The sequence below is a fragment of the Halobacillus aidingensis genome, assembly GCF_900104185.1.
Taxonomy (GTDB): Bacteria; Bacillota; Bacilli; order Bacillales; family Halobacillaceae; genus Halobacillus; species Halobacillus aidingensis.
The window spans coordinates 198,413-224,655 of the sequence record NZ_FNIZ01000004.1; the positions used below are offsets into that span (position 1 = coordinate 198,413).

26 protein-coding genes are annotated in these 26,243 nt (G+C 43.5%); 4 read left to right on the forward strand and 22 right to left on the reverse strand.

All coding sequences use genetic code 11. The annotated features are described in order from the left end of the window. Positions 1-7: 7 nt before the first annotated feature. A complete protein-coding gene (locus BLS23_RS05775; protein ID WP_089651594.1) occupies positions 8-1,627 on the reverse strand; it encodes an FAD-dependent monooxygenase in 1,620 nt (539 codons plus the stop codon). 230 nt (positions 1,628-1,857) lie between these two features. Beyond that, on the reverse strand, positions 1,858-2,508 hold the full coding sequence (locus BLS23_RS05780; protein WP_089651666.1) for an SDR family oxidoreductase: 651 nt from the start codon (positions 2,506-2,508) through the stop codon (positions 1,858-1,860). A gap of 229 nt (positions 2,509-2,737) precedes the next feature. Here BLS23_RS05780 and BLS23_RS05785 point away from each other — a divergent pair, with 229 nt between their 5' ends. Together BLS23_RS05785 and BLS23_RS05790 are read left to right on the forward strand one after the other, a co-directional pair. Continuing rightward, the gene (locus tag BLS23_RS05785) at positions 2,738-3,460 is read left to right on the forward strand and encodes a general stress protein (protein WP_143015229.1); all 723 of its coding nucleotides are present in this window, start codon (positions 2,738-2,740) and stop codon (positions 3,458-3,460) included. A gap of 98 nt (positions 3,461-3,558) precedes the next feature. After that, complete coding sequence (locus tag BLS23_RS05790; protein WP_089651595.1) at positions 3,559-4,320, forward strand: sporulation protein; 762 nt, start codon at positions 3,559-3,561, stop codon at positions 4,318-4,320. A 73-nt stretch (positions 4,321-4,393) separates the two neighbouring features. Here the strand turns inward: BLS23_RS05790 and BLS23_RS05795 are convergent, their stop codons facing one another. After that, a complete protein-coding gene (locus BLS23_RS05795; protein WP_089651596.1) occupies positions 4,394-4,783 on the reverse strand; it encodes a YbaN family protein in 390 nt (129 codons plus the stop codon). A gap of 257 nt (positions 4,784-5,040) precedes the next feature. Here BLS23_RS05795 and BLS23_RS05800 point away from each other — a divergent pair, with 257 nt between their 5' ends. Further along, positions 5,041-5,238, forward strand: coding sequence for a hypothetical protein (locus BLS23_RS05800; protein ID WP_089651597.1), 198 nt, complete (start codon positions 5,041-5,043; stop codon positions 5,236-5,238). 61 nt (positions 5,239-5,299) lie between these two features. Here BLS23_RS05800 and BLS23_RS05805 read toward each other — a convergent pair whose 3' ends face one another. The 16 genes from BLS23_RS05805 to BLS23_RS05875 all read right to left on the reverse strand — a co-directional run bounded on the left by BLS23_RS05805 (position 5,300) and on the right by BLS23_RS05875 (position 21,522). Then, positions 5,300-5,818: a YehS family protein gene (locus BLS23_RS05805; protein WP_089651598.1), complete on the reverse strand. Its 519-nt coding sequence runs from the start codon at positions 5,816-5,818 to the stop codon at positions 5,300-5,302. Positions 5,819-6,078: 260 nt separating this feature from the next. Continuing rightward, positions 6,079-7,725, reverse strand: a complete 1,647-nt coding sequence (locus tag BLS23_RS05810; RefSeq protein WP_089651599.1) for an alpha-glucosidase — start codon at positions 7,723-7,725, stop codon at positions 6,079-6,081. An 18-nt stretch (positions 7,726-7,743) separates the two neighbouring features. After that, the gene (locus BLS23_RS05815; RefSeq protein WP_089651600.1) at positions 7,744-8,568 is read right to left on the reverse strand and encodes a carbohydrate ABC transporter permease; all 825 of its coding nucleotides are present in this window, start codon (positions 8,566-8,568) and stop codon (positions 7,744-7,746) included. Beyond that, the gene (locus tag BLS23_RS05820; RefSeq protein WP_089651601.1) at positions 8,569-9,429 is read right to left on the reverse strand and encodes a carbohydrate ABC transporter permease; all 861 of its coding nucleotides are present in this window, start codon (positions 9,427-9,429) and stop codon (positions 8,569-8,571) included. It lies immediately after the preceding gene. Between the two features lie 80 nt (positions 9,430-9,509). Beyond that, positions 9,510-10,790 carry an ABC transporter substrate-binding protein gene (locus BLS23_RS05825; RefSeq protein WP_089651602.1) on the reverse strand — a complete coding sequence of 427 codons (1,281 nt, stop codon included), beginning with the start codon at positions 10,788-10,790 and terminating at the stop codon, positions 9,510-9,512. Between the two features lie 226 nt (positions 10,791-11,016). After that, positions 11,017-12,009, reverse strand: a complete 993-nt coding sequence (locus tag BLS23_RS05830) for a LacI family DNA-binding transcriptional regulator (RefSeq protein WP_089651603.1) — start codon at positions 12,007-12,009, stop codon at positions 11,017-11,019. 184 nt (positions 12,010-12,193) lie between these two features. Beyond that, on the reverse strand, positions 12,194-13,249 hold the full coding sequence (locus tag BLS23_RS05835) for a galactitol-1-phosphate 5-dehydrogenase (protein WP_089651604.1): 1,056 nt from the start codon (positions 13,247-13,249) through the stop codon (positions 12,194-12,196). Between the two features lie 19 nt (positions 13,250-13,268). Then, positions 13,269-13,439: a hypothetical protein gene (locus BLS23_RS21695; protein WP_167356018.1), complete on the reverse strand. Its 171-nt coding sequence runs from the start codon at positions 13,437-13,439 to the stop codon at positions 13,269-13,271. Between the two features lie 24 nt (positions 13,440-13,463). After that, positions 13,464-14,495, reverse strand: coding sequence for a zinc-binding dehydrogenase (locus BLS23_RS05840; RefSeq protein WP_089651605.1), 1,032 nt, complete (start codon positions 14,493-14,495; stop codon positions 13,464-13,466). A gap of 14 nt (positions 14,496-14,509) precedes the next feature. Then, positions 14,510-15,769, reverse strand: a complete 1,260-nt coding sequence (locus BLS23_RS05845) for a galactitol-specific PTS transporter subunit IIC (protein WP_089651606.1) — start codon at positions 15,767-15,769, stop codon at positions 14,510-14,512. 41 nt (positions 15,770-15,810) lie between these two features. After that, positions 15,811-16,095 carry a PTS sugar transporter subunit IIB gene (locus BLS23_RS05850; RefSeq protein ID WP_089651607.1) on the reverse strand — a complete coding sequence of 95 codons (285 nt, stop codon included), beginning with the start codon at positions 16,093-16,095 and terminating at the stop codon, positions 15,811-15,813. A 29-nt stretch (positions 16,096-16,124) separates the two neighbouring features. Further along, the gene (locus BLS23_RS05855; RefSeq protein WP_089651608.1) at positions 16,125-16,409 is read right to left on the reverse strand and encodes a PTS sugar transporter subunit IIB; all 285 of its coding nucleotides are present in this window, start codon (positions 16,407-16,409) and stop codon (positions 16,125-16,127) included. 2 nt (positions 16,410-16,411) lie between these two features. After that, on the reverse strand, positions 16,412-16,897 hold the full coding sequence (locus BLS23_RS05860) for a PTS sugar transporter subunit IIA (RefSeq protein WP_089651609.1): 486 nt from the start codon (positions 16,895-16,897) through the stop codon (positions 16,412-16,414). Positions 16,898-16,933: 36 nt separating this feature from the next. Continuing rightward, positions 16,934-18,979 carry a BglG family transcription antiterminator gene (locus BLS23_RS05865; RefSeq protein ID WP_089651610.1) on the reverse strand — a complete coding sequence of 682 codons (2,046 nt, stop codon included), beginning with the start codon at positions 18,977-18,979 and terminating at the stop codon, positions 16,934-16,936. A gap of 262 nt (positions 18,980-19,241) precedes the next feature. After that, positions 19,242-20,423, reverse strand: a complete 1,182-nt coding sequence (locus BLS23_RS05870) for an alanyl-tRNA editing protein (RefSeq protein WP_089651611.1) — start codon at positions 20,421-20,423, stop codon at positions 19,242-19,244. Between the two features lie 136 nt (positions 20,424-20,559). Then, positions 20,560-21,522 carry an ATP-dependent 6-phosphofructokinase gene (locus BLS23_RS05875; protein WP_089651667.1) on the reverse strand — a complete coding sequence of 321 codons (963 nt, stop codon included), beginning with the start codon at positions 21,520-21,522 and terminating at the stop codon, positions 20,560-20,562. A gap of 192 nt (positions 21,523-21,714) precedes the next feature. On the opposite strand from BLS23_RS05875, the gene BLS23_RS21315 reads away from it, so the two are divergent. Then, positions 21,715-21,837: a YfhE family protein gene (locus tag BLS23_RS21315; protein WP_143015230.1), complete on the forward strand. Its 123-nt coding sequence runs from the start codon at positions 21,715-21,717 to the stop codon at positions 21,835-21,837. 119 nt (positions 21,838-21,956) lie between these two features. On the opposite strand, the gene BLS23_RS05880 is transcribed toward BLS23_RS21315, so the two are convergent. The 3 genes from BLS23_RS05880 to BLS23_RS05890 all read right to left on the reverse strand — a co-directional run bounded on the left by BLS23_RS05880 (position 21,957) and on the right by BLS23_RS05890 (position 26,042). Further along, on the reverse strand, positions 21,957-22,538 hold the full coding sequence (locus BLS23_RS05880) for a 2OG-Fe(II) oxygenase (protein ID WP_089651668.1): 582 nt from the start codon (positions 22,536-22,538) through the stop codon (positions 21,957-21,959). A gap of 323 nt (positions 22,539-22,861) precedes the next feature. Continuing rightward, on the reverse strand, positions 22,862-23,662 hold the full coding sequence (locus BLS23_RS05885) for a cupin domain-containing protein (RefSeq protein ID WP_089651612.1): 801 nt from the start codon (positions 23,660-23,662) through the stop codon (positions 22,862-22,864). A gap of 232 nt (positions 23,663-23,894) precedes the next feature. Continuing rightward, positions 23,895-26,042, reverse strand: a complete 2,148-nt coding sequence (locus BLS23_RS05890; protein ID WP_089651613.1) for a type IA DNA topoisomerase — start codon at positions 26,040-26,042, stop codon at positions 23,895-23,897. Positions 26,043-26,243 lie beyond the last annotated feature (201 nt).

Below are 26,243 nucleotides of genomic sequence, written 5' to 3' on the forward strand. Positions count from 1 at the left end.
CTCTCCACTAACTAAAAAACTGTCTTACTTTTTCCAGAGTCTTTTCAAGGTCGGAAGATGAATCATGAAAAGCCACATGACCATCAGGACGGATGAAGAGGGTATGTCCTTTCTTCATGCCAAGCTTATTGCCCAGATGCCGGTGCACGTCGTAAATAACTGGAAGCTCATCACCATTTGTTCTCACCGTCCCACCTTTAGCAACGAGGAAAACCTTAATAAGTCCGTCATACATTTCGTAGACCTTTTTGGAAAAATCATACGCTTCATCAATCAATGACTCATCCTGTGCGTCTATATAAATGAAGCAGACGTATCCATACGTCCGGATCAAAGGGTACACACTTTTATCGGTGGAACCATCAAAGAATAAAAGATGATCAGGCACCCGCTCACCTGCTCGTATCGCTTCCTTAGAAAGAGAAGAGTCTTGCAAGGCTTTGTTTTTGGAGGTCTCTTCATATTCGTTGTAAATATTGGAAAGGTGATTGGCAATCTTTTTTTGAACCCAGTCCTGCGTCAATGCTGCTTTTCCCGTCCAGTTCCGTATTTTCCCTTGGGCACCTTGAAGGTCGATGATTTTAAGCATGCGCGACGTTTCTTTCAGTACATCCAATCCGATCGGTGCTCGTTCGTGATGGTAGCTGTCGAGGAAAGAATCTTTTGCATAGCCTTTAAGAACGACATCCAGCTTCCAGACGATGTTTGCTGCATCCTGCAAACCAAGATTCATCCCCTGCCCACCAATCGGATTATGGATATGTGCTGCATCCCCAACGAAGAACACATGCCCCTTCCTGTAGTTGGGGACCTGCCGATGGGCGGTTCCAAAGTAAGAGAGCCATTTAGGATTTTCTACTTGGTAAGGGTCCGACAAAACCGTATTCAAACTTTCTTGCAAATCCTCCAAAGACAATTCATCTTTATGAGGCAGCCCTTGTTTGGCTCGATTCATTCCCACCACCCGGTAACTGCCGTCCTTATATGGAAAGAAAGCGACAACTCCGCGGTCATTCAAATGCATGTTAATATAAATTTCGTTCAGGGCAGGAACATCAACGTCCCCAAGGAAAAACGTGTATCCTTCATCTTCTCCTTCAAAAGGCACATTCAAATCCTGACGAACTTTACTATGAGCACCATCACAAGCAAGAAGGTATTTTGCAACATATCTCTTAAGCTCTCCATTATGTTTCGCTGTGACATATGCCCCCTCGTCAGCTTCTATCACCTCCACCACTTCGTGTTCCCTGTTGACACTCCCTCCTAATGAGGAAAGATGGTCTTCTAATATACTTTCGGTCTCACTCTGAGGAATAATTAGTAGATACGGATATTGACTATTGATATGATAGAGTTCCACCACAGAGGGGTTTTCCCCACCGAGATGCAGCTTAGAACCAGGTCCCGGATAGCCTTTTTTCAAAAATTCCTGATGAACGCCTAAGAGTTCAAATATTTCAAGCGTCCTCGCCTGGATGCCGAGAGCTTTTGAGAGCTCTGAAGGACCAGATCTCTGCTCCAGGCAGATAAAATCCATGTCCCGTTTTTGCAACTCATTGGCAGCCATCAGTCCAGCCGGCCCTGCTCCAATAATCAGAACATCGGTTTCAATGACAGAAGTCATCCCTTACACCCCTTTCAATCTTATCTTCTGCACAACATGAAACAAAGAATGGCTTTACGATAAAAATAGATCCTCATTTACCTTACCCTTCTCCCTCTTACTAAACCATGTACAGACACATCCCGAAGCTGATTTGTGCACTGAAACTAGGGGTCATTCCTGGTCCGCTTTTTACACATAAAAAAGCAACCTGCATGATACCAGGCTGCTTTTTAACTCATCTATTTATTTTACAGGGAGTTGATCGCTTCTTTTACCGATTTCGTCCCACCTACGACCTGAAACTCTTTTCCAATCGTTGACTCATTCTCCAATGTAGACAAGATCACGCGTGCTACATCTTCTCGAGGAATTTCACCTCTTTCGACGGTTTCAGCAGCCTCGACGTTCCCGCTTCCCTCATCATTGGTAAGCATACCAGGATGAATGATTGTATAATTTAAGTCCGTTCTTCTCAGCCAATCATCCGCATAGTGTTTCGCTACGACATAGGGAGCGAATGACGAAGGGGCCCCTTGAATCGCTTCACGTGTCGTATCAAAGGAACTTATCATGATGTAGCGGTCCACACCTTTTTGTTTTGCTGCTTCTATCGTTTTCACTGCGGCATCCAGGTCGATCAGAACGGTCTTATCCGGTCCTGTATTCGGTCCGGAACCAGCCGTGAATACGACTGCATCCACACCATTATAGGCTTCGGCTATTGTTTCGGTATCACCCTCAAGATCCACCAAGACCGTTTCTGCCCCGAGTTCCTTGAAGTAAGAAGCTTGTTCTTCCTTGCGAATCATCGCTTTGGCTTCCATCCCATCCGTTTCTTGAATAAACTTGACGAGATGTTTCCCTACTTGACCATTTGCACCTACAACGAGTACTTTCATTTTCTTCATCCTTTCTATACCTCTCGATTGATTGATTCTTATTCCTATCTTAAATGTTACCCAAACTGAAAGAAAGAAAACCAACTTGCGCTTTCAAGGACTTCACAAACGGAATCTCTCTACTATTATTTCAGAAACACAACTAAGAGACTATTTTATCCAGAGAAAGGTTACAGGTGGGTAGAACGGGTATGAGCTTACTAACGGAAATTAAAGGAGGATACTTATCATGGATAGAAGAATCATAGGCGGTGTTTTCTCAAAAGTTGGACATGCAGAAAAAGCGATTACAGATTTACAGCATCACGGATATGGCTCGAACGACATCTCTGTTTTTGCCAGAGACAAAAGCAAAGTGAACGTGCTGGAGGAAGAAATGGATACATCGGTCACATCCAATAAAGGCGGCCGAGGCAAGAATGCCGGAAAAGGAGCAGGACTCGGGGCCCTATCTGGAGGGGCCTTAGGCGGTATTGGTGGATTAATTGCAGGATTAGGACTTCTCGCCATTCCTGGAATCGGACAGATTGCTGCCGCAGGCCCCATTGCTGCCGCTCTTACGGGGGCAGGCGTAGGCGCTGGTGGTGGTGGAATCGTCGGTGCGCTTGTTGGTGCAGGCATGTCCGAGAAAGATGCCCATCAGTACGAGAACCATTTGAAAGATGGAAAAATCATTGTCATCGTTGAAGCGACAGAAAAATTACAGGACAAAGTTTACCGTACGTTCCTTTCCAATAAGACGGAAAACTCATCCATGTACCCAAATCATTATCAGAACCATGATCACTCTACTCGTCACGAATCCGTTTCGCGAGACCATGACCATCAAAGTAAAACAGATGTAGTGAAAGAAAAATCGTATGCCAGACATTCATCTAAGGATTCTACACCTAACTCAAACGAAACGCGTTCGCGAACGGCCGAAAGACACCGTTCCACCAAACACACCTGACTCGCAGCTTAAGCATTCGTATAAAAAGATTTTCTCATTAGAAAGTTGAACCTTTTCCTTCTGTTCTTTCGTATAATCAAAAGAAGGAGGAGATCCGCATGTTCAAAAAATTATTAGCGAGTGTAGGCGTAGGCGCTGCCAAAGTTGATACACAATTAGAAAAAGACCAATTCATCCCAGGTGAAACCGTCCACGGAAAAGTGGTCATCCAGGGAGGAGACGTTGAACAATCCATCGACTCCATCCATATCTTTCTCATGACCGAAGCCATCCGTGAAGTGGATGATAAGAAAGTGAAAGAAAAAGTGGCGTTGCAAAAGTACCCGATCGCCGATCAGGAGACCATTAAGGAAGGGGAAACGAAAGAAATCCCATTCTCTATTCAGCTTCCTTATCACGTCCCCGCTTCGCATGGGAGACTTCCGATCTGGTTCGAAACAGGCCTCGACATCCCGATGGCGTTGGACCCGGAGGACCGCGATCCGATCAAAATCGCCCCACATCCATACATCGACCAAGTGCTGCAAGCTTTAGAAAGCCATTTGGGTTTTCATTTAAGAAAAGTCGAAATGGAATACTCCAAGCGCTACGGATATGTACAGGAATTTGAATTCGCCCCTGGTGGAGAATACCGTTCCTATTTGGATGAACTGGAAGCCATTTTCTTCCTACATGAAGACCGTATCGATGTGATGCTTGAAGTCGATCGCCGGGCACGTGGACTCGGAGGATTGTTTGCCGAAGCTTTGGAAATGGACGAAATCCGTGCGAAAGTGTCGTTCACTGATCAGGAGCTGAACGGTTCATTAGAGACAGTAGCCCGTAAGTTGCAGCAGACCATAGATCAATATAAAAAGTAAAAAAAGCGGATCCTCTCCTTTCTTCGGTGAGGATCCGCTTTTATAGTTTCATTGATCAAGACAGAGCAAGCCTTTAAGACTGTTGCTTTTCAGGGTGATATGTTTTTGTTCTTAGAATGAGGACCGTGAAGAAGACTCCACCAAAAATGAAACCAGCTCTCAACAACGGATGGGATGTGATATAAAATGCTGAAAACAGAAAGGAAAACCAGATCATAATGAGTAGCGATACCTTTGCCCGCACAGGAATTCCGCGGCCAGCTTTGTAATTTTTGATATAAGACCCGAACCATTTATTCGACATGAGCCAGTTATACAAACGATCCGAACTCCGTACGTAACAAGCTCCTGTCAAAAGTAAAAAGGGGGTCGTGGGAAGAAGTGGAAGCACGATTCCTAACACGCCCAGGACCAAGGATATACTTCCGATTATAATGAGTAATACTCTTTTCACTTGCTTCATAGATAAACTCCTTAACGCATCGTTACTCCTTTAAACTCCCCTAAAATCCCCACTGGTGATGATTGCTCGGGCAGCAAAGGCTCTTTTCCTTCTTTTCAGCTTACTCTACATTCTGCTCGTTGTTCAACCAATTAATTTCCATTACTGCTATGGATAACGTTTAGAGATAAATACAGCAGGGAAATTGATACTTGCTTGTCACCGCTTATTACACAGAATAATTCTTTGAAAAGTAAGTACATAAGGAGGATCTGAACATGGTCGTATCTGGAAAGATTCATTATAAACATCACCAGATTGATTTTGAAGTACGGGTGAATCATGAGGACATAACAGAAGGCGAAATTGCCTCTGAAGAAGCAAAGCACGAACTTATTCATGCCATCAACCGCAAATTCCGAGTGAAATATCCACTCTCAAGTACCATCGACCCCGTTCATGTGCGTATGTTTTAGTCCATCTCTTTCAATGATTCTGAAAAAAGAGGTCAACCAGCGAATGGTTTGACCTCTTTTTTTAACCCCTATATTTGATCGTTAAACCTTTTAAGAAGTTTCTGGCGTATTGATCACCGAACTGTCTATAATTTTTGTGACCTTCTTTTCTCAATAAGCCACTCAATTCCCCTTTAGTGATCTTCACGTCTGCTGCATCTAAAATATCAATGACATCCTCGTTCGTCAGCTTCAGTGCGATTTTCACTTTTTTCAACATGACATTATTCACACTGGAATAATTCTTGATCGAACGATCGGGTTTATTCGGTTGACCAGGCTTAGACGGCTGAGGCCCTCGCTTGAATGTAATGAATCCATTCAAAAAGGACTCCAGCATGCTGTTCGTGCATTTGATATGATCTTCGTCTTCATACGCTTCATCGTCATATTCTTCATCTTCGCTGTCTGACTTTGTGAGAACCTTTTGAACTTCTTCTTTCGTCATGTCGACGCCGCCCAGCTTAAAAATTTCAATCATATCTTGATCTTTAATATCGAGGGCGTAGCGTAATCGAATCAGTATATCATTATTATCCATATATAAACCTCCAAGCTATAGCCTTCACACTACAGTAATTTCAGAAAAACTTTCAAGTCCTAATCATAACATGTTCTACTAAAAGTTAGTGTAACCGAACGGGATAAGTTCTAAGCGGATGATGGATTGACCATCCACTGCGTGCCTTCTAATGAAAGGCGTTCCAAGAAAGATCCCTAACCTTCATATCTTCCATTAAAAAGAAGCCCCCCATTTAATGGAAGGGCCCCTTTTGCTTACCTTGAACATTCATCTAAACCTTACCCTATCTTATACACCCTTGCCTCAAACGGTTGTAAAAGGGAGTGCTCCAATGGACCAGTGTAATTACATAAAAGCACTTGATTCGCTGCAAATTCATCCGGCCAGTTAAAAAAGGCCCTTTCAGATGATAAATTAGCTAAAATCATGTACTTCCCTTCTTCACCCGAACGAATATAACTGAAAATCTGATCATGTTCCTCTAAAAAAGGTGTATAGTCTCCATAAATAAGTGCCTTTTCCTGGTTCCGTATTTGAATCATTTTTTGATAATAATAGTAAATGGAATCGCGATTATTCTGCTCCGCAGCAACGTTGATTTCTCTGAAATTCGGGTTCACTTTTAACCACGGTGTCCCTGTAGTAAACCCAGCTGAATCCTCGGCGGACCATTGCATAGGGGTCCGGGAATTATCCCTCCCTGTCCTCCATATGACGGACATCACTTCCTCATGAGGTACTCCCCTCTCCGTTTCCTTCTTATAAAAATTCTTTATGGCGACGTCATCATAATCTTCAATGGATGGGAACTGGACATTCGTCATTCCGATTTCCTGCCCTTGATAAATGAAAGGCGTTCCTTGCATAAAGAAGTAAAGAGTAGCCAGACATTTACTTGACTCTACTCGATACGTCCCATCGTCTCCGAGGATGGAGACGGTTCTCGGAAGATCATGATTTTCCAAAAACAAAGCATTCCATCCTTTCCCGTTCAAAGAGGTTTGCCATTTGGTGAAGATTTCTTTTAATTCATGGATGTCCACCTTTTCCTTGCTTCTCTCCCAAAGTCCAACATGCTCGAACTGGAAGATCATATCAAACTTGCCTTCCTTTTCACCGACCCACTGATCAGCCTCTTCCACAGTGACCCCATTAGCTTCTCCAACGGTCATGATGTCATATTGGGAAAATGTCTCTTTAACAAGCTCCTCAAGGAAAACATGAATGCCTTCACGATTCCTGTGGCCGTCATGGGAAGGAACAAAGGTCTGCCCATCCAATTCTGGTAAATCCGGGTAGCCAGGCACTTTTTTGATGTGGGAAATGGCATCGATTCGAAAACCATCAATCCCTTTGTCCAACCACCAGTTGACCATTTTGTACAGTTCTTGACGCACTTCAGGGTTTTCCCAATTCAAGTCCGGCTGTTTTTTAGAGAACACGTGCATATAATATTCTTCTGTATATTCATCGTACTCCCAAATCGATCCTTCGAAAATCGATGCCCAATTATTTGGTTCCTTCCCATCTTTCCCGGGATGCCATATATAGTAATCTCGATATGGATTCTGCTTGGAAGACTTGGACTCCTGGAACCATCTATGCTCATCAGAAGTATGGTTAATGACTAAATCCATAATCAACTTCATCCCCCTGTTATGAACTTCTCTCAAAAGTTCATCAAAGTCTTCCATCGTACCGAACTCATCCATGATTTTTTGATAATCACTAATATCATAGCCGTTATCATCATTCGGAGATTGATAGACAGGAGACAGCCAAATGACATCGATTCCAAGATCCTGCAAATAATCCAGCTTGCTTAAAACCCCAAGCAAATCTCCCGTTCCATCTCCATCTGCATCCTTAAAACTTCGCGGATACACTTGATAAACAACCGCTTCTTTCCACCATTGCTTCTCCATCCTTCTCCCCCTCTAAATCTATTTCACAGCGCCTTCCGAAACACCGTTGATGATTTGTTTTTGTGCAAAAAAGTAAAAAATGATAACCGGAATGACCGCAATACTAAGTCCCGCCAACGCTAGATGCCACTGTTTGGTGTACTGTCCGAAGAAGTAGAACATCTTCAACGGAATCGTAGCATTCGATTCTCCAAGGACAAGAGAAGGCAGTAAATAATCATTCCAAATCCAGATGACATTCAAAATAGCGACCGTAACTGAAATCGGTTTCAGCAAAGGGAAAATCACATACCAGAACAATTGGAAACGATTCGCTCCATCAATAATCGCCGCTTCGTCCAACGCTTTCGGTATACCCGTTAAGGCTCCGTGGTACAAGAAGATGGACAGGCTGCATCCAAAGCCTAGGTACATGAAAATAAGACCGGGCGCATTCAACATATTCACGGATCCAAACATGGAAATCAAAGGGATCATGACGGACTGGAAAGGAATTAGCATAGCCGCTACGAATACAAAGAAAAATACGCCACTCAGCTTACTTTTGTTTCGGTTCAACGCATAGGCAGCCATCGAAGAAAATAAAATGATGACCGCGATACTCAATGTTGAAATGAGAATCGAATTGAACAATGATTTCAGGAAAGTAAGCTCCTCAAAAGCTTGGATGAAATTCTCTATCGTAAACATTTCAGGCAGGCCCAGTACACCACTGAAAATTTCTCTTTTCGTCTTGAATGCATTGACGATCATCAAATAAAAAGGAGCAAGCCAAACTAAACCAAGGATGATTCCGAACACTTCCAGGCCTAATAAATTCCGACGCTCTTTACTTCTTCCCATTTACATTTCCACCTCTCGTTTCTTGTTGTAAAACACTTGCGTCAATGCGATGACAGCTACAATCAAGAAGAAAATGACCGCTTTTGCTTGTGCATAGGCCATTTCATTATCTGAAAAAGCTGTTCTCACAATTTCCATCGCCACCATCTGCGTCGAATTGAAAGGTCCTCCATTCGTTAAAGAAAGGTTTTGATCGTAAATTTTGAAACCCATCGATAATGTTAAAAACATACTTACAGTAAAGGCTGGTGCCACCAACGGAAAAGTGATATTTTTGAAACGCTGGACACTGCTCGCCCCATCGATCTTAGCCGCTTCAATCAACTCTTTTGGAATATTCTCTAAATAGGCAATATAGATAATCATGATATAGCCCGCCATTTGCCAAGCGGTCAAAATAACAAGGCCCCAAAATCCTGTACTCGTCGTAGATAGCCATCCTTGTAAAGCTTCCGACCCAATTCTATTTCCGATATCAGAAAAGACATTAATGAAAATAAACTGCCAGATGAAGCCTAAAATCAACCCTCCAATCAAGTTCGGCATGAAAAAGATCGTTCGAAGCCAGTTATTGGAGCGGATACTCCTTGTGACTAACAGCGCCAGTCCTAACCCCATGGCATTTAATAAAAGAACGGTGACGACCGCAAATTTGACGGTAAACCAAATCGAATTTAAAAATTCGGCCTCTTGAAATAACTGCACATAGTTTTGGAAGCCTACGAAAGAATTCGCTACAAGACCATTCCAATCTGTAAAAGAGAAGATAAAACCATAAACAAAGGGAACGACAACGACTAATAAAAGACTTAAAACCACAGGACTAAGGAACAACCAAAACCAAGGACTCCGATTACTCATACATTTCCTCCTCCTCTTTTTAAAAAAAGAGGCTAACATCTCAGATAAATACCGAATGTTAGCCGTTCTTAAATAACCTTCTATTGGTCCATTCTCGTCCACTCTTGCTTCGAATCTTCAACAAGCTCATCCCATGTCATTTCTCCGTCAATATATTTCTGAACGTTTGATCCGACATAATCGCCCCACGTACCAGGATATCCAAGAAAGACCCATCCAGTCGTTTGATCTTCAGAAGCGTATTGGTAGATCTCTTTGGACAATGGGTCAGAAATTTCGTCTGTATTATAGCCCTCATAAGCGGGTATGAATTTGAACTCGTTAAGCACGTAGTCCTTCCCTACATCGGAAGTGTACATCCAATCAAGAAAGTCTTTAGCCGCTTGAATCGTTTCATCATCACTGTTGTTATTGACCGCCCAGTAGTTCGGAACACCTACCGGAAGCTTGCCTTCCTCTCCATCTACAGGGATAGGGAGAATCCCCATTCCTTCTTTCGCAAAATCGGAATCCATCTGTTCGACAGATGGGTAGACCCAATTCCCTTGTTGAATAATAGCTACTTCTTGGAGAGAGAAATATTGTTCTACTTGTTGAGAATAGTCCAAGCTTAATGTTGGTTGAATTGAATAATCGTTTTGCAAGTCGATCATACGCTTGAATTCTTTATTTCTCTCAAATTGAACACCTTCCGCCTTGTATGCCTCCATTACCATATGATTGAACTCTGGAGCAAGGTAGACATTTGATAAGTGATTGCCTGGCACCCACTTCTCTTTCGCTGGGAAAGCGAAAACAGTCTCGATCCCCAGTTCATCCTTCTGGCTGTCCAGGGTTTGCACCGCCTTTTCCAAGTCTTCATAAGTTAAAATTTCAGACGGATCGATCCCAGCCTCTTTAAACATGTCTTTGTTGTAAATCAACCCATACCCTTCTTGGTTAAAAGGGAGACCATGTAATTCCCCGTCTTTCGTGACCGGATTCAATGTTCCTTCTAAAGCTAAGTCAGCGAGTTCCGTATCCGAGAGGTCCGCTAAATACTCTTCATAATTGGCAGCCTCCGTTGGCCCAGCAATACTAAAAATTTCCGGCTCATCTCCGGATGCAAACTTCGTCTTCAGTGAACCAGCATAGTCAGACCCTCCACCGACACTCGTTATTTTAATGTCAACCTCTGGGTTTTCTTCTTCGTACTTCTCTGCAAGTTCTTCAAACTGATCATTGAACTCAACTTTCCCTTGGAAGATTTCTATTGTCGTTGCATCCTCAGAGCTTTCAGACGAAGAACCAGCTCCAAAGGAACAACCAGCTAGAACACCAGCAAACAAGACAGACACCAACGCAGCACCTTTCTTTTTCATACCATCCACTCCTTTGTGATATCGGTTTCATACATAAGTAAAAAAATATTGCGTGAATCCAACTAAAAAATCAAGGCCAACAATTCGGCAGATATGATATCGGTTTCACAAACGACCAAAATAAACGACTGCTTCCACCTGTTTACAAAATCTTACTATGCGCATCTTTATTAATTCGTATTATACACATATATGATAACGGTTTCAACAGTCGTTTTTATATTTTTTATGTGGAAGACCTAACGACTAGTTCCACGGAAAGTTCTTGGTCGGTTTGATCTAAGGGGTGATTTTTCAGTAAGCGCAAAAGCGTATCTACTGATTCCCTCCCCATTTCCTTAATCGGCTGCCGGATCGTTGTTAGCGCTGGATCAATCATTTCAGCAATCGGTTGGTCATCAAATCCTATGACAGCTAAGTCCTCTGGAATGTTCAGGCCCAAAGATTTAGCTTCCCTTAGTACACCCGCAGCAATTTCGTCACTTCCTGTGAAGATGGCATCAGGTCGGTCTCTCATTTCAGCAATCTGACGCATGACTTGTTTGCCGTCCTCAATCGTATGCTTATTGATGAAAACCCAACTCGTATTGATTTGGATATCATAGTCGTTCAGCGCCTTTTGAAACCCAACGTTCCGGTCTTTATCCTTTCCATCATCGACGAACAATCCACCGGTACAATAAGCGATTCTTCTATACCCCCGATCGAGCAAATGCTTCGTCCCTAAATAGGCCGCTTTCATTTGATCTACACGTACCACAGGTAAATCGGATTGGCTCATATATTCATTACAAAGCAGAATGGGGCCGAACTTCGTATAGGATTCAATTACTTCCCTGTCGTTTTCGATGGATGTCATAATCAGACCATCCACTTGCTTTGTCTTTAATAAGTTCAGAAAATATAATTCTTTATCTTTTTTTTCATCACTTTGAAACATAAGCACCTGGTAATTATTCTCGTAAGCTACCTGCTCAAGAGCGTCGACCAAATAGGAGAAAAAAGGGTTCACAATTCTCGGCACGATTACTCCGATTGTGTTGGTCAATTGTCCCCGCAATCTTCTAGCAGAGGGATTCGGGTGATAACCAAGCTCCTCCATCGCCTTGTACACAAGCTCACGTTTTTCCTTGGATATATAAGGATGATTATTGATAACGCGTGAAACCGTCGCTTTGGATAGTCCTGTCTTTTCGGCTACATCTGAAATTGTGGCCATATTGTTCACTCCATCGTTTTATGAAATCAGTTTCATATTTATCATATCTTATTATCCTTCCAGGTTCAATGTTCTATAACATAGATGTTGCCTGCAGATGATTCATCTCTGTCCCCTCATGCTCCAACGATCACATCATACCTATAGAAAAAAGACCGCAGGAAGCGGTCTTTTTTCTATACGTCTATTGATCTGAATGGGGGTAAAACATCACCTTAATGAAAGAACCGTTCTGATTAATCAGGCTCTCGAAAGTAGACGGCCCTTCTTCCAAAGATAATCGATGGGAAATCAGTGGCTGAATGTTCAGCTGTCCTGTACTCATATAGTGTAAAGTTGAACTCCATTCTTTCCCTGGAAAAGGGGCGGAGATGGCGTTCCAGGACCCAATGACCTTCAATTCATTACGGACAATCCTTTCAAAATAAAACCTTTCCATATCAACGTTTGCATAAGGGATGCCCATGTATAGCACTTCGCCTCCTTTTTTGGGAAGCGCCAGCACTTGTTCTGAAGTAACAGGAGAGCCAGCACATTCGACAGCTAGATCAACCCCCAACTGGTCTGTCACCTCTAGCCCCCTCTCATGAGGGAGGACGTCTTTTGGATTGATGAGCACATCTGCTCCGACTTTTGCTGCTATTTCAAGTTTTTGATCATCAATGTCTATGGCAATCACTTGTTCAGCTCCGAAAATCTTCGCCCATTGCACAGCTAGAAGTCCTATGCTTCCACATCCCATGATGGCCACTTTGGCTCCCGGCTGGACACTTGTACGGTAAAATCCGTGGGCGACTACAGATGACGGTTCCACCATGGCAGCTGCATCATAGTCCACATGATCAGGAAGGGAAAGGACATGGCTTGCAGGAAGGGTTACGAACTCAGCATATGCCCCCGGGTGACGCGCTCCAATGAGGGTCAACCTCTCACATTGGGCCAAATCCCCTTTCAGACAACTGTGGCATTCTCCACAATAGAATGTCGGACAACCTGCTACACGGTCCCCAGGTTTGATGCCTTCGACATTAGGTCCCGTTTCGACAACCTCACCGGAAAACTCGTGTCCGAAAGTCATCCCTTCTACATAAGGTCCCAATTTCTTATACCTTGAAACATCAGAACCACAAACACCAACAGCTTTCACTTTGATGACGACTTCATCTTCTTTTCTCACAACTGGATTCGGTTTTTCTTCGTACCGAATATCTTGCGCTCCATAAAGGTTCAAGGTCTTCATATGTCTCACCTTTTTCTTCCTACATATTTTCCGTATCATCCACGGGTTCGGAACCGGGGGATCTCTTATTCATGATTTTCAAACAGGCTCCACCTACAATAATAGAGTTGAAGATCATTTGGTTTTCAAAATAGACATCTCCGATAGACCGCATGGGGCCTAGCATAAATTCTAAGAATGCATCGACCATATACAACCCCTCTTTTCTTTACTCTTAATCGACAGGCGTCAATAGAACTTTGATTGCTTCCCCTTTTTTGATGGCCTGATACGCCTGTTCCCATTCCGTAATCGGAAATTCATGGGTTACCATCGAGCGAGCGTTCACTCGACCGCTGTTCATCAGTTCTAAAGACGGCTCCCAATCCGATGATTTTTGACTTCGACTTCCTACAACCCGGATTTCTTTTTGGATGATCTTTTCTAAGTCAAACTCGATTTCCGGTTTAGCGAATATACCCACTTGTCCATACTGTCCTTTTTTCTTCAACAAATCCAACGCCAGGCCAGCCGCTGGTATGGCTCCGGAACATTCGTACACGACATCTGCACCATAGCCATCTGTGAGCCCATGGACAAACTCCTGTAAATCACGCTTTTGAATATCGATGGCATAATCAATTCCCAGCTCTTCTGCCTTGCTCAACCGGATTTGGTCATGAGACAAGCCGGCAATGATCACGGTAGCTCCTCGACTTTTGGCTACCTGTGCCGTAAACAATCCTATAGGTCCCGGTCCAATGACGACCACCAGGTCTCCAGGATTGATGACTGTTTTTTCAACAGCATGATAGGTACAGGCAAGCGGCTCCGTCATTGCGCCCGAACGGTAATCGACTTGTGACGGAAGGTGGTGCACGCTTTCCTTCCGTGCAATCAAATATTTGGCGAACCCACCGTCCTGCTGGGTACCGAGACCTTTCCGATGGTTACACAGGTTGTAGTCCCCGCTTCTGCAATACTCACATTCTCCACATACATAAAAGGTCGTTTCAGAAGTGACTCGATCCCCGATTTTAAACTCTGTAACGCCTTCTCCGACATCAACAACGACTCCGGAAAATTCATGTCCCAGTGTCACAGGGACCTTCACCTTATAATGGCCTTCATAAGTATGGATGTCAGACCCACAAATGCCCGTGTATTTAACTTCGATCTTCACTTGGTCTTTTCCGACTTCTGGTACTGGTTTATCTTGAACTACTAAATTACCGTATCCAAGTTCTGTCTTAACAAGCGCTTTCAAAATTATCCCTCCCTTTAATTGAACAAACTAAAGACTTTAAAGATGATCCAGTTGACTAAGTTTCCACCCTGGTCAATACTTGAAATCTTTGCAGACCCTTCCGGCATTTCAAAGTCAGCATTCACAGCCATTTCCGTGAAAACAGGTGCCACGTCTGTAGCCATATAAAGAGATAAAGCGATCATCAATGTCCCTACAATGACGGAATGAACAATATTTCCTCGTGCAGCTCCAACGATGAAAGCGACTACAAATGGAATAGTAGCCAAGTCCCCGAACGGAAGCAAAGAGTTGCCTGGCAGAACGACGGCAAGAACAACCGTAACCGGTACAAGGATCAGAGCCGTAGAGATGACGGCAGGATGCCCAAGAGCAACGGCGGCATCAAGCCCGATATAAATTTCCCGATCGCCAAAGCGTTTAGATAACCATTCACGTGCCGACTCAGAAACAGGCATTAATCCTTCCATAAGGATTTTGACCATTCGAGGCATGAGGACCATAACCGCTGCCATAGCCATTCCGATTTCAATGACCTCCCCGACACTGTAGCCGGCAAGAATTCCGATGGTCGCTCCTAAGAACAATCCGATGAAGATCGATTCTCCGAAAATCCCAAATCGCTTCTGAATCGTCTCCGGATCCGCGTTCCAATTTTTCACCACCGGCACTTTATTCAGTAATTGCACTAAAAAGATACCAGGAGCATAAGAAATGGTACTTCCTGTGGCGATGGAAACACCCGGAAGGTCGAAGAATTTACTGACCATAGGTGCCGTCCAATCTGCGACTTTAAGACATACGATTTGGAAAAGGACCGCTGCAATCAAACCCTGAATAATACTTCCCGAAACCGCATATACCATGGCGGCCATAAAGGTATAGTGCCAGAAATTCCAAATATCTACGTTCATCGTTTTCGTTGTTTTCGTTAAAAGCATGATGACATTAACGATAAGGCCCAAAGGAATGATGAATGCGGCGACTACGGACGCCCACGCGATTGATGAGGAGGCCGGCCAGCCTACGTCAATGACGTTCAATTCCACACCTAATCGATCCACCATGCCCTGCGCCGCTGGCCCTAAGTTATTGACCAGCAAATCTACAACTAAGAAAATCCCTACAAATGCCACTCCAATCGTTAAGCCGGATCGGAAAGCCTTTCCCGGTTTCTGTCCGAACAGTAAACCTAATAAGAAAATGGCGACAGGCAGAATGACTGTTGCCCCTAAGTCTAAGAATCCTTGTACGATGTCGACGAAACCCTGCATGAAAAATCCTCCCTCGTTCTATCAGGTGACCAATCGTCCGTTTACTTCTTTAGTTCCTGTAGAATTTCTTTTTTTGTCTCTTCTGTTCCAATTCCAGTCAAAAAGGATCTCGCGTTAATCACAGGGAAACGATAATCCTTCTGAGTCATAGCTGTCGTCACCAGCAAATCAGCTGTATCTTCATAACTGCCCACTTCTGCGATTTTGATTTGGACAAGATCGACGTCCAAGTTATTTTCTTTTGCCATATCTTCAATCGCTCCATTCACGACTGTAGATGTTGCGATTCCTGCTCCACATGCGACCAATACTTGTTTCTTTGCCATGATTATTTCTCTCCTTTTTTAGTAGATTCCTATTTTTGAAGCGCTGTCAAAATCTCTTTTTTCGTAGCATCCGTCCCGATTCCTGTTAGAAACGATCTCGCATTGATGACCGGAAACGAATATTCCTTCTGTGTCATAGCTGTCGTGACCAGTAAGTCTGCTGTGTCTTCATAGCCACCGACTTCTGCAATTTTAATTTGGACAAGGTCGACATCCAAATTGTTTTCTTTCGCCATTTCTTCAATTGCTCCGTTTACGACTGTAGACGTTGCGATTCCTGCTCCACATGCGACCAATACTTGTTTCTTCGCCATGATTATTTCTCTCCTTCAAGCGCATCAAAGTCCAGTTTTTCTTCCAACAGACCTCTGATGCTCGATTTATTTTTTTCTTCAAGAATGGATAACAAAACCTCTTCATTTTGGAAAACGGCCATCAACTGCTGCAACAAAGATAACTGGGAATGGGCTTCATCCATAGCTAACAAAAATACGATTTGGACTGGAATCGTTTCCTCATCATCACCCATGACGCCGAACTCGACCGCTCTGTCCAACACTCCTATACTCACTGTCTTCCGGTGAACATGTTCCACATCCGTATGGGGAATAGCCACCGCTACACCTGAAGTTGGCAGCCCTGTCGCGTATTCTTCTTCCCTTTTGATAATTGCGGGAATGAAGCTCTCCTTGACTAAATCTAAATCCACTAGATTCTGACCCATTTTCTCTAATACTTCTTCTTTGGATTTCGCTTCTACGTTCAGTAGAATGACAGATTCATTAAAGTAAATATTGCTCATCTTATTCACCACTTATTTATAAGATATTGACTCCGTTCATTCACCGGAGTAACTCTGGATCAGTTCATGGATCTCTTTCGTTTCTTCCATTTGCATGAGTCGGTTCCGATCCAGCTCTGAGCTTGCTAAGTTCATCAATTGCATCAATCCATGCATATGCTTTTTCTTATCTTCAGCTGCGATGACGACGATAACGTGTACCTTTTCATCCGGATTAAAGGAAACCCCTTCCTTCACCTTCAATAGACTCATCCCTGCTCTATTCACTCCGTCTTCTGGAGCTGCATGGGGAATGGCAAAGTGAGGAGCGATAATGATATAAGGATCCCTCACCATCTGGTGGACCATCGTCTCCACGTACCTTTCTTCTACGTATCTCTTTTGTACGAGAGGTTCAGATGCGATTCTAAGAGCTTCTTCCCAAGAGTCCACTGACCTTCTTACTGTAATGTGATCCATTTGGATAAAATCATCTAAATGTAGGGATCTGCGCTCTAAGCTACGTTTGATGGATGACTCTTCATCACGGTGAACATAAGAGTTGAGTTCTTCAATCAATGCTTTTTCATCATGGACTGTCGTGTGATTTTTAATAATATCCATGAGATGATCCACATGGATGTCATTCAGAATGTAGCCTTGCACATCCATCATGACCTGCTTTCTTAACCTCAAGCGGTCGTCCTGATTTAAAAATGCCTTGCAGACCATCACTTTTTCTTCACTTTCCAGCATAGTTGTGGAGAATACATAGTCGTAATCCAATTCATACTCCATGTATTCACGGACGGATAAAGAATCCAGAAAAACAAATTCCGGAAACAGTTCCGTCAATTGATTAAAGAGTAATCGTGATACCGAAACTCCTTGAGGGCAAACGACTATTGCCTTTACCTTTTTCTCAATACTTTCTCCTTGTCTCGTCATCCATCCTCCAATAAGCATAGTCACATAGGTGACTTCGTTATCTGGAATTTCTTCGTCAATATAAGCTTTCAGTGGAGAAATGGATCGCTTGACGAGATGATGGACTTCCTTGAGCTCTTCTGTAATGGAACCTTGAATGACTTGTGTTTCTGTAAGCCCGTATTTGATCCGGTAGTAAGCCGGGCGAATGTGTTGAAAAAGCTTTTCGACCAGCTGTGATCGATCTTGGAAGTTGATACAGGCACTTCTTTCGAAAAGCTGAAGCATTTGTTCTATGACTGGAATCAAGTCCCCCCTCGAACCTACATCGGACAGTTCTTCTGAACGATATACATTTGTCGTCAATAAATGAAGAGTCATGAATAACCGCTCTTCTTCAGGGATATCAATGGATTCAAAAATTTCCCCAATGACTTGATATTCGTTCGTACTCGATATATCTTCATGCTTCACAGGGAAGGTGGAGATGACGAACCCCCTCTCCATCCTTCTTAATATCAACGCAAGGATGTAAGGCATGGTTTCCATTTTTTCATCTGTGAACTGAATATTGAGCTGGTCTTCAAATTTTTCAATTTTTTGCGTGAATCTCCTCAATTGTTCTGAAGATAGAAGGGCCAATTCTTCCACTTTGCTTGCCCCGTTATGCACCAACAATTCGTAAGTCACCTTAATGAGGACCCGACGAATCTGGAACTCTTTCCCCTCCAGCATATAACCTTGTTTCCTTGTGTATTTGATGGTTACGCCATACGATTCCAAAAAGGATTGGGCCTGCTTCAAATCATTGAGAATGGTATTCTTGCTGAAATCCAACTCAAAGGTAAAATGATTCAGGGATAGCTCTTCTCTGCTCAGAAGCATCAAAATAATGAAATAAATCCTTTGTTTTTCAGATAAGACGGCTACGCCAACCGACGACTTCTGTTCTCCATTCACTTGAGCGAAGACCGACCGATCAATGATGAATTGCCCCTGTCTTGTACGCTCAATTTCAGGAAGGTTGTGAGACACTAACCAATCGTTGATTTTATTGAAGCTGTAACCAAGTTGCCTCCGTGTTAACTCGTACTTCTTTTCGAGTGTTGTACTTGTGATTCTCGGATTGACAACCAATTCTTGAAGAATTTTGTTGCTTCTTTCATTGAGTTCCACTCTCTGTCCCCCTTCCGCATTTTTATTGTAGCACCTATAAAAACGTCTATGTATACGCTTTCATCCCAAGATAGTGAATAGGGATTGTACATCATAGGGATTTACTTTTTTAAAATTCAAACATTTGTAGTGGAAAAATAGGCATCTCCCCCCCTTTGGAAGCCACGTGTCTATTCATTTGAGGGGTGCCCATATGGATGGAAAATAAAAAGACAACCTGCGTGATCGACAGATTGTCTTTCTTTGATCCTGTTAGGAAGAATTACAAAAGGTTATGGATTCGACCAGCAAAAGACTGCCCGTCCATCAGCCTCTTTCCTCCCCCTTGAACAAAGTTCGGTTTTCCTCCGCCCTTTCCTTCGATAAGGGGCATCACCTGCTTGGCGACCTCGTTCATATTCCTATCGATGTCCTCTCCGCGAGCAAGCACAAACTGTAACTGTTTCTCCTGTTCACTGATCAGAATGACATATGCTTCTGGAGCTTTTTCGATGATGGCTTTCCCTAGAGACTGCAGCGTTTTTATTGAACGATCATTAAAGACACGCTGGATCACCGACTGCCTATTGGACGCTGAAAGGATTTCCTCCGCTTCATAGTGAAGGAGTTGTCCCTCCAGCTCGGCAATTTTCTTATCCTTTTCCTTACTTGCATGGATGAGCTCACCAACTTCATCGACAAGCTGTTGTTCCGGCTTCGGAACGATCCGCTTCAATTCGGTCAACACCTGATGCTTCTGACCGAGTTTTTGCAAGACACGATTACCGCACACGAACTCTAAGCGCACCTGGTGCTTGTTTTTTGTCCATCCTAAAAACTTGGCAGCCATGACTTCACCTGTGGAATGAGGGTGCGTACCCCCACAGCCGTTGTAATCGATCTCTGGGATGATAACAAGGCGCACATCACCCTTAACGGCGAGTGGTTTACGAAGCGGATACTCTCCCGCTTCCTCAACAGACATCCATTTCGTTTCAACCGGGTAATTGGAGCGAATGATCTGGTTGACCTGTTCCTCCACTTTTACCAACGTTTCATCAGACAGCTTTCCCGTATCTAAATCAATCGTCACCGTATCTTTTCCTAAATGAAAGCTCGTGGTCGGGATATCGAACTGATCGTCGAAAACAGCTGAAATGATATGCTGGCCACAGTGCTGCTGCATGTGGTCAAGCCGTCGCTCTTGATTGACCTTCCCATGCACCCTTCCTTCTGTGGACAAATCTTCTTTTATGTAATGGCGTACTTCATCGTCCACTTCTTCGACACCGAACACCTCAACATCATTCAAAGTTCCTTCGTCGTGCGGCTGGCCTCCGCCTGTCGGGTAAAACGCTGTTTCTTCGAGCACTACATACAAACCGCGTTCATCTTCATCTGTTTTAACCACCTTTGAGTCAAAATCCATCGTATAAACATCTTCATAGTACAGTTTTCTCGTCATTGGACGTTCCTCCTATGTATTCTTAAGGGTATCGTAACACGTATAGAAGGTCGAAGTGTTTCACTCACCCTTTATGACCATTCCTTCATTAAAAAAAGAAAGGGCAAGCGTCTACAACGCTTGCACACATTCCGATTTAAATAGACAGCCTCCCTGACAACTCGTACATACCTTCATCAATTTGAGACGTTTGTGAAAAGACATCATCAAATATGTAGCTCACAGGCGTATTGTTTTTAAGACCGACGACCTTGCCAGATTCTTTCGCGAGTAGCAGATCAATCGCATATGCACCTAACCGACTGGCCAGCACTCGGTCTCTCGCAGTTGGAGCTCCCCCACGCTGCGTATGGCCTAGAACGGTGACGCGGGATTCAATCCCTGCTTCTTCTTTCAACTTGGTGTTGAGATCGATTCCACTCACACCACTACCTTCCGCTACAATGATGATACTGTACCTTTTGTCTCGAGAAGGTCCACTTTTAATCTGTTCAAAAATGGTGTTGATGTCCTCTTTTTTCTCAGGAATCAAAATATTCTCTGCTCCACCGGCAAGCCCCGACCATAACGCCAGGTTCCCTGTATCTCTTCCCATCACTTCAATGATTGATGATTTTTCATGGGAAGATGCCGTATCACGAATACGATCAATATAATCAATGATTGTATTTAACCCTGTATCAAAGCCGATGGCCTCAGCCACACCCGGGATATCATTATCGATCGTGGCCGGGATGCCGATACATGGAAAGTTCTTTTTTTGCAATGAAGCAGCAATTGATAAGTCTTCTATTCCGCCAATCACAACTAAGGAATCGATTCCTTGTTTGTGCAGTTTTTCGATGGCTTTCTCCTGACCTGCATCCGTGTGAATTTCATCACATGTGTAGGATTGCAGGATCGTTCCTCCGCGTTGAATAATAGAGCCCACGGATGATGCATCCATTTTCTCCAACGTTTCATTCAATAGGCCTTGAAAACCATACTTGATTCCAACCATTTCAACGCCGTAATAGATTCCTGACCTTACGACTGATCGTATGGCTGCGTTCATTCCGGGAGCATCAGCTCCACTCGTCAACACACCGATTCTATCCATCGTCATCACTCACTTTCCTACGAATCAACACTATATATTCTATACCCTTCCAATGCCTGCCACAAGTCGGCCTTCTTCACCAATAAAGCAATGGTATGAGTTTTGAGGGAGGCCCAACGCCTCCAGCCATAGAATAACCTTATCCCAAACCGTTCATAATGAAACTAATGACAGGTAAAGGAGGGATTAGGAATGAAATCGAAAGCCCAAATTTCCAAAGAAAAAAGAAGTACATTAACCAAAGCACAAGAAGTAAGGTTCCAGCAAGAATTTAAACGAGCGAATAAAATCGTAGAAAACACAAGAATGAAGTAATGGTCCTTACAGCGGTCTTCCCCTTACTGTCATAAGAAAACACCCAGCACTGCCATCCTTGGGGCAGTGCTGGGTGTTTCATTTTGTTTAAATACGTCATTTTCTCTCTGTCGCTTTCCTTACCTATACTGTTTTCTCCGTACCCACATCGTCGCTGCCCATTTTTCTCCGATTGAGACGGGAGAGCCGCCGTGCAGGGTCCGTTCATTGATTACAGGGTCGGAATAAAAATATTCGAAATAGACCCCCATGCCTTTTTGAGGAGAGACAGATAAATTCATGTTCGGGAAGTACGTTTCCCCACCCTCTTCCACATCGTTCAAGTAAAGTACAAGCGTGCTGATTCTCGGGTTGTTCATTGCCTGGACCTTCGATTTAAAATAGTCATAATGCGCTTTATATTCTTGGCCTTGTTTATAATTCAAGATGTGAAGTCCTTCTCCATGTTCAACGGGTACATTCATAATGTGCGCCAACCGCTTTTCAATGCGGGTGGTAATATCATCCTCAGGCAAAAATGTGCTACTGCTCGTCCGAATGTTGCTCACTTCATGACGCGACCCGATTTTCGATCGGTTCATCCGATTTTTAGAAAGACGGATAAGCTCGTCACATTCGGCATCACTGATGACGTTACCCAATATAGCAATCTTAGGATCTTCCATTTTGGCAATGATCGTAATCTCGCGGTCTTCTGTCATAATCCTGTTGCCCTTGTGGTCAAAGATGGAAGCTTCTTTCACTGTTAATGTCAACTTTTCATCAACCTCTTCTTATTTTAATAAAACGCTTTCAAATAAACGGATATCCTTGAAGAAGATCGGATATGAGAAATATCTTACCACCTTTTTATGATTTATTCCTGAGTTTTTATAAAAATTACAAAATTGTTCACAAATGACAAATTGTTTACTATTTTTATTTATCTGACCCCCAAAGAATGGTTGATTTTATTAAAAAAACACTACCCCTTCACGTCTTCCACATTGTAAGGAGATAGTGTTTTTACCTACCCAAGATTAAACTACTGCATCTTTTTACTTTGTTGAAGAAGCTTGGATTTTCCTGTCCTTTCCCATTCTTCTACTGTTTCATAGGCTTTTTCAGGAGTATATCCCTTCCCTACAAGCAATCCCATTAAGATGAACTCTTGAAGGATGTGCGTAGCATTGATCCCTCTTTTAACGTCTTCTAACCCTTCATTCACCAAGTATTCCGTGTACTTCACCCATTCGTCTGGAGTTTTACCATAAACAAGGGTATTTCCATTTCCTTGACCGTTGTCTTCTTCCGCAGTCATCGCTTCTGCTTTGGTTGCATGAACCGTACCAAATGGATGATTAGGAGGGGCGTATATCGAATAGAGTTTAAGTGGCGTATCACCTGTATTGGTTACATTATGCCATGTTCCAGCAGGGATCATGATGGCGTCATCATCATAAACATTTCTTTCAAAACTTAAATCATTTTTATTCTCGCCCATTTGAACAATCCCCTGCCCCTGTTCAATACGTAGGAACTGATCGACATTTGGATGCACTTCTAACCCAATATCACCACCTGGGGGGATACTCATTAAGGTTACTTGTAAGTTTGATCCTGTCCATAAAGCCGTCCGATAGGTTTGATTTTGCTTCGTCGCTTCATTGATATCTATGACGAATGGACTGGGTCCATAATCTTTTGCCATCAACCTGTTATAGTAATAAGATCCATATGCTTGGTTAGGAACAGGCCCAGGCCAATAACCCGCAGAACTTCTGTAGCCATATGCCGGATGATTCACATAATATGGATATTGATGCGTGTAGGGTCCCACATACATTTTCTCAAATCCCTTCCCATTTGTTGATTTATCCTATGTACGGAAAGAGAAGAGTGTCCTTGATGTATGGTTTTGTAATGAATGACACCATTTCCTCTGATACACAATGGCACTCACTGACTGCCCTAGATGGGGTGAAACTAAATGAATATCCTACACTTCCTCAATAAAAAAAGCCTGCCTCCTTATGCTAATGGGTTCACACAAAGAGAGGCAAGCACGAATAACATGTCTAACTTTTTTCTTCCGCTTTCTTCTTAAAATCGAATTTGATTTTGAAATCTTCATCCAGTGTTAAAGCCGTACTGAACGTTTTCTTTCCTTTAAACCCTTTCAACACCTTCGTCCGTTTCTTCTCGCAAAGCGTTTTAATCATATTTGCACTCAGCGATTTCCCTGCCAATCTTTTTGGAAAGCTCACCTTACATCCATTTTTGTATTCGGAACAAGCATAAAATTTGTAACGGTCCATGATGGAGCCCGTCTGACATGCCGGACATTTGGCGATCGGCTGGTTCCACTTCTTCTTCTCGCCAGTATTTCGGATTTGAACCTGTTGAATGGAATCAGGAGTCTCTTGGATCAGTTTTTCAATAAACTGACTCGTCTGTTTGATGAATGTTTGTTTCGATCCTTCTCCGCTTCCGATTTTCTTCAAATACGATTCCCATTTGGCGGTCATGGACGGGCTCGATAACAGCGTCCCTTCAATGGCCTCACAAAGCGTGATTCCTTTGGCCGTGACGTAGACATTGTTCTTTTTCACTTCAATGTATTTTTGCGCCTTGATCGTTTCAATGATGCTTGAGCGGGTGGCTTCAGTACCGAGACCTTCGACTTCTTTCAGGATCTCCACGTCTTCCTCGTCATCCATTAGCTTTCCACACGTTTTCATCATGTTGATCAGCTGTCCTTCGGTGTACGGTTTCGGCGGCTGCGTCATACTTTCTTTTATATGAAGGCGTGCGCCTACCTCTTCCCCTTTTTGGACATTCGGAAGAAGTGCATCTTTATCGTATTTCGCTTTGGACGGCTTAGGAAAAAGCTCTTTCCATCCTTGATGCACTTCCCTCCTGCCTGTCGATTTGAAAGGCAGGTCATGAACATGTGTGAAAATGGTCGTTTCTTCGTACACGTAATCGCTATGGAACATCGCGAGCGTCGTAGCCAAGACCTCTGTATAAATGTTGCGTTCCTCACGGCTCAGCCCATTCAGCTTCTTTTCCGTTGGGATGGACTTCGTCGGGATGATAGCATAGTGCTCCTGAACTTTCTTGCTGTCCACATACCGCTTTCTAGGTTTCAAAGAGATAGGTGTGAAAGAAACGTTCAGCGTATCCTGGTAGGACTTCAAGTTGTTCACTACATAAGAGAATTCGCTTTCCGTGATGTAATTACAGTCAGTCCTCGGATAGGAGACTAGTTTTTTCTCATAGAGTTTTTGCATCGTCTTCAGCACCTGCGATGGTGTGTACTTCCAGCGTCTGTTCGCAACACTTTGCAACGTGGACAGCGAATGCAGTTTCGGTGATTTTTGATGTTTGGTCTTTTTGTCGACCCGTTGGACCATTCCTGTATGGTCTTCTTTTTCTTTCAGCCCATGCTTCTCCATCAGCGCCTGAACCTTAGCTTTATCCTTTTCCTTAATTTCCACTAAACCCTTATAGGAACCTGTCTCTGATTGAAAAAGTCCTTCGATTTGATAGAAAGGCTCGGACACAAAGTTCTCAATCTCCTTGTGTCTCTGGTAGATCAAGTAGACCGTAGGCGACTGCACCCGGCCGATGGACAGATAGCTTCCAAAGCCTTTCTTCTGTAAATGTAAGGTGAACAGGCGGCTGGCGTTGATCCCTACCATCCAATCACTAATTTGACGGGCCTTCGCTTCATCAAACATCCGCAGATCTTTTTCATTGTTTTGTAGATTCTTAAATCCTTTACGCACTTCATCCTTCTCAAGAGAATTGATCCACAAGCGGCGAACCGGCTTCCCTTTCACGCCTGTTAAACGGAGAATGCTGTAGAAAATGTTCGAACCTTCCCGGTCGACATCGGCAGCATTCACTAGCACGTCTGCTTGTTGGAACAAACGCTTGACCTCTTTAAACTGCTCCCACTTCCCTTTCGACACTTTTTCAAGAAATCGATCAGGTACAATCGGCAGTTGATCAAGCTTCCATCTCTTCCACTCCGGTTTATAGTCATGCGGTTCTTTCAATTCCACCAAATGACCGACGCCCCATGTTATCGTCGCCCCGTTCGGGAAGGTATCATCTGGTTTTAGAACAATATATGTTTTCGTCTTTTCCTGTATTGTAAAAGCCTCTGCATATGCTTTTGCCTGAGAGGGTTTTTCGGCTAAGATGACCACTCGTGTCATGGTCTCCCACTCCCTTCATTGAACCCCAAGAGTACTATGGGATGAAGCTTAAAGCAAGGGTTTGACGTAGTTCTCTTGTTCTTTGGCGTGATGCGCTTGACCTTTTGGGCGGGTTGCTCTCCCTTTGGCACGACTCGCTCTCTCTTTGGCGCGACTCGTTCTTCCTTTGGCGCGACTTGCTCTCTCTTTGGCGCGACTCGC

What these genes read in the sequence shown, in the direction of transcription:
- BLS23_RS05775 (WP_089651594.1), bottom strand. Translation starts at nt 1,627, where the DNA reads ATGACTTCTGTCATTGAAACCGATGTTCTGATTATTGGAGCAGGGCCG.
- BLS23_RS05780 (WP_089651666.1), bottom strand. Translation starts at nt 2,508, where the DNA reads ATGAAAGTACTCGTTGTAGGTGCAAATGGTCAAGTAGGGAAACATCTC.
- BLS23_RS05785 (WP_143015229.1), top strand. Translation starts at nt 2,738, where the DNA reads ATGGATAGAAGAATCATAGGCGGTGTTTTCTCAAAAGTTGGACATGCA.
- BLS23_RS05790 (WP_089651595.1), top strand. Translation starts at nt 3,559, where the DNA reads ATGTTCAAAAAATTATTAGCGAGTGTAGGCGTAGGCGCTGCCAAAGTT.
- BLS23_RS05795 (WP_089651596.1), bottom strand. Translation starts at nt 4,783, where the DNA reads ATGAAGCAAGTGAAAAGAGTATTACTCATTATAATCGGAAGTATATCC.
- BLS23_RS05800 (WP_089651597.1), top strand. Translation starts at nt 5,041, where the DNA reads ATGGTCGTATCTGGAAAGATTCATTATAAACATCACCAGATTGATTTT.
- BLS23_RS05805 (WP_089651598.1), bottom strand. Translation starts at nt 5,818, where the DNA reads ATGGATAATAATGATATACTGATTCGATTACGCTACGCCCTCGATATT.
- BLS23_RS05810 (WP_089651599.1), bottom strand. Translation starts at nt 7,725, where the DNA reads ATGGAGAAGCAATGGTGGAAAGAAGCGGTTGTTTATCAAGTGTATCCG.
- BLS23_RS05815 (WP_089651600.1), bottom strand. Translation starts at nt 8,568, where the DNA reads ATGGGAAGAAGTAAAGAGCGTCGGAATTTATTAGGCCTGGAAGTGTTC.
- BLS23_RS05820 (WP_089651601.1), bottom strand. Translation starts at nt 9,429, where the DNA reads ATGAGTAATCGGAGTCCTTGGTTTTGGTTGTTCCTTAGTCCTGTGGTT.
- BLS23_RS05825 (WP_089651602.1), bottom strand. Translation starts at nt 10,790, where the DNA reads ATGAAAAAGAAAGGTGCTGCGTTGGTGTCTGTCTTGTTTGCTGGTGTT.
- BLS23_RS05830 (WP_089651603.1), bottom strand. Translation starts at nt 12,009, where the DNA reads ATGGCCACAATTTCAGATGTAGCCGAAAAGACAGGACTATCCAAAGCG.
- BLS23_RS05835 (WP_089651604.1), bottom strand. Translation starts at nt 13,249, where the DNA reads ATGAAGACCTTGAACCTTTATGGAGCGCAAGATATTCGGTACGAAGAA.
- BLS23_RS21695 (WP_167356018.1), bottom strand. Translation starts at nt 13,439, where the DNA reads ATGGTCGATGCATTCTTAGAATTTATGCTAGGCCCCATGCGGTCTATC.
- BLS23_RS05845 (WP_089651606.1), bottom strand. Translation starts at nt 15,769, where the DNA reads ATGCAGGGTTTCGTCGACATCGTACAAGGATTCTTAGACTTAGGGGCA.
- BLS23_RS05850 (WP_089651607.1), bottom strand. Translation starts at nt 16,095, where the DNA reads ATGGCAAAGAAACAAGTATTGGTCGCATGTGGAGCAGGAATCGCAACA.
- BLS23_RS05855 (WP_089651608.1), bottom strand. Translation starts at nt 16,409, where the DNA reads ATGGCGAAGAAACAAGTATTGGTCGCATGTGGAGCAGGAATCGCAACG.
- BLS23_RS05860 (WP_089651609.1), bottom strand. Translation starts at nt 16,897, where the DNA reads ATGAGCAATATTTACTTTAATGAATCTGTCATTCTACTGAACGTAGAA.
- BLS23_RS05870 (WP_089651611.1), bottom strand. Translation starts at nt 20,423, where the DNA reads ATGACGAGAAAACTGTACTATGAAGATGTTTATACGATGGATTTTGAC.
- BLS23_RS05875 (WP_089651667.1), bottom strand. Translation starts at nt 21,522, where the DNA reads ATGGATAGAATCGGTGTGTTGACGAGTGGAGCTGATGCTCCCGGAATG.
- BLS23_RS21315 (WP_143015230.1), top strand. Translation starts at nt 21,715, where the DNA reads ATGAAATCGAAAGCCCAAATTTCCAAAGAAAAAAGAAGTACATTAACC.
- BLS23_RS05880 (WP_089651668.1), bottom strand. Translation starts at nt 22,538, where the DNA reads ATGACAGAAGACCGCGAGATTACGATCATTGCCAAAATGGAAGATCCT.
- BLS23_RS05885 (WP_089651612.1), bottom strand. Translation starts at nt 23,662, where the DNA reads ATGTATGTGGGACCCTACACGCATCAATATCCATATTATGTGAATCAT.
- BLS23_RS05890 (WP_089651613.1), bottom strand. Translation starts at nt 26,042, where the DNA reads ATGACACGAGTGGTCATCTTAGCCGAAAAACCCTCTCAGGCAAAAGCA.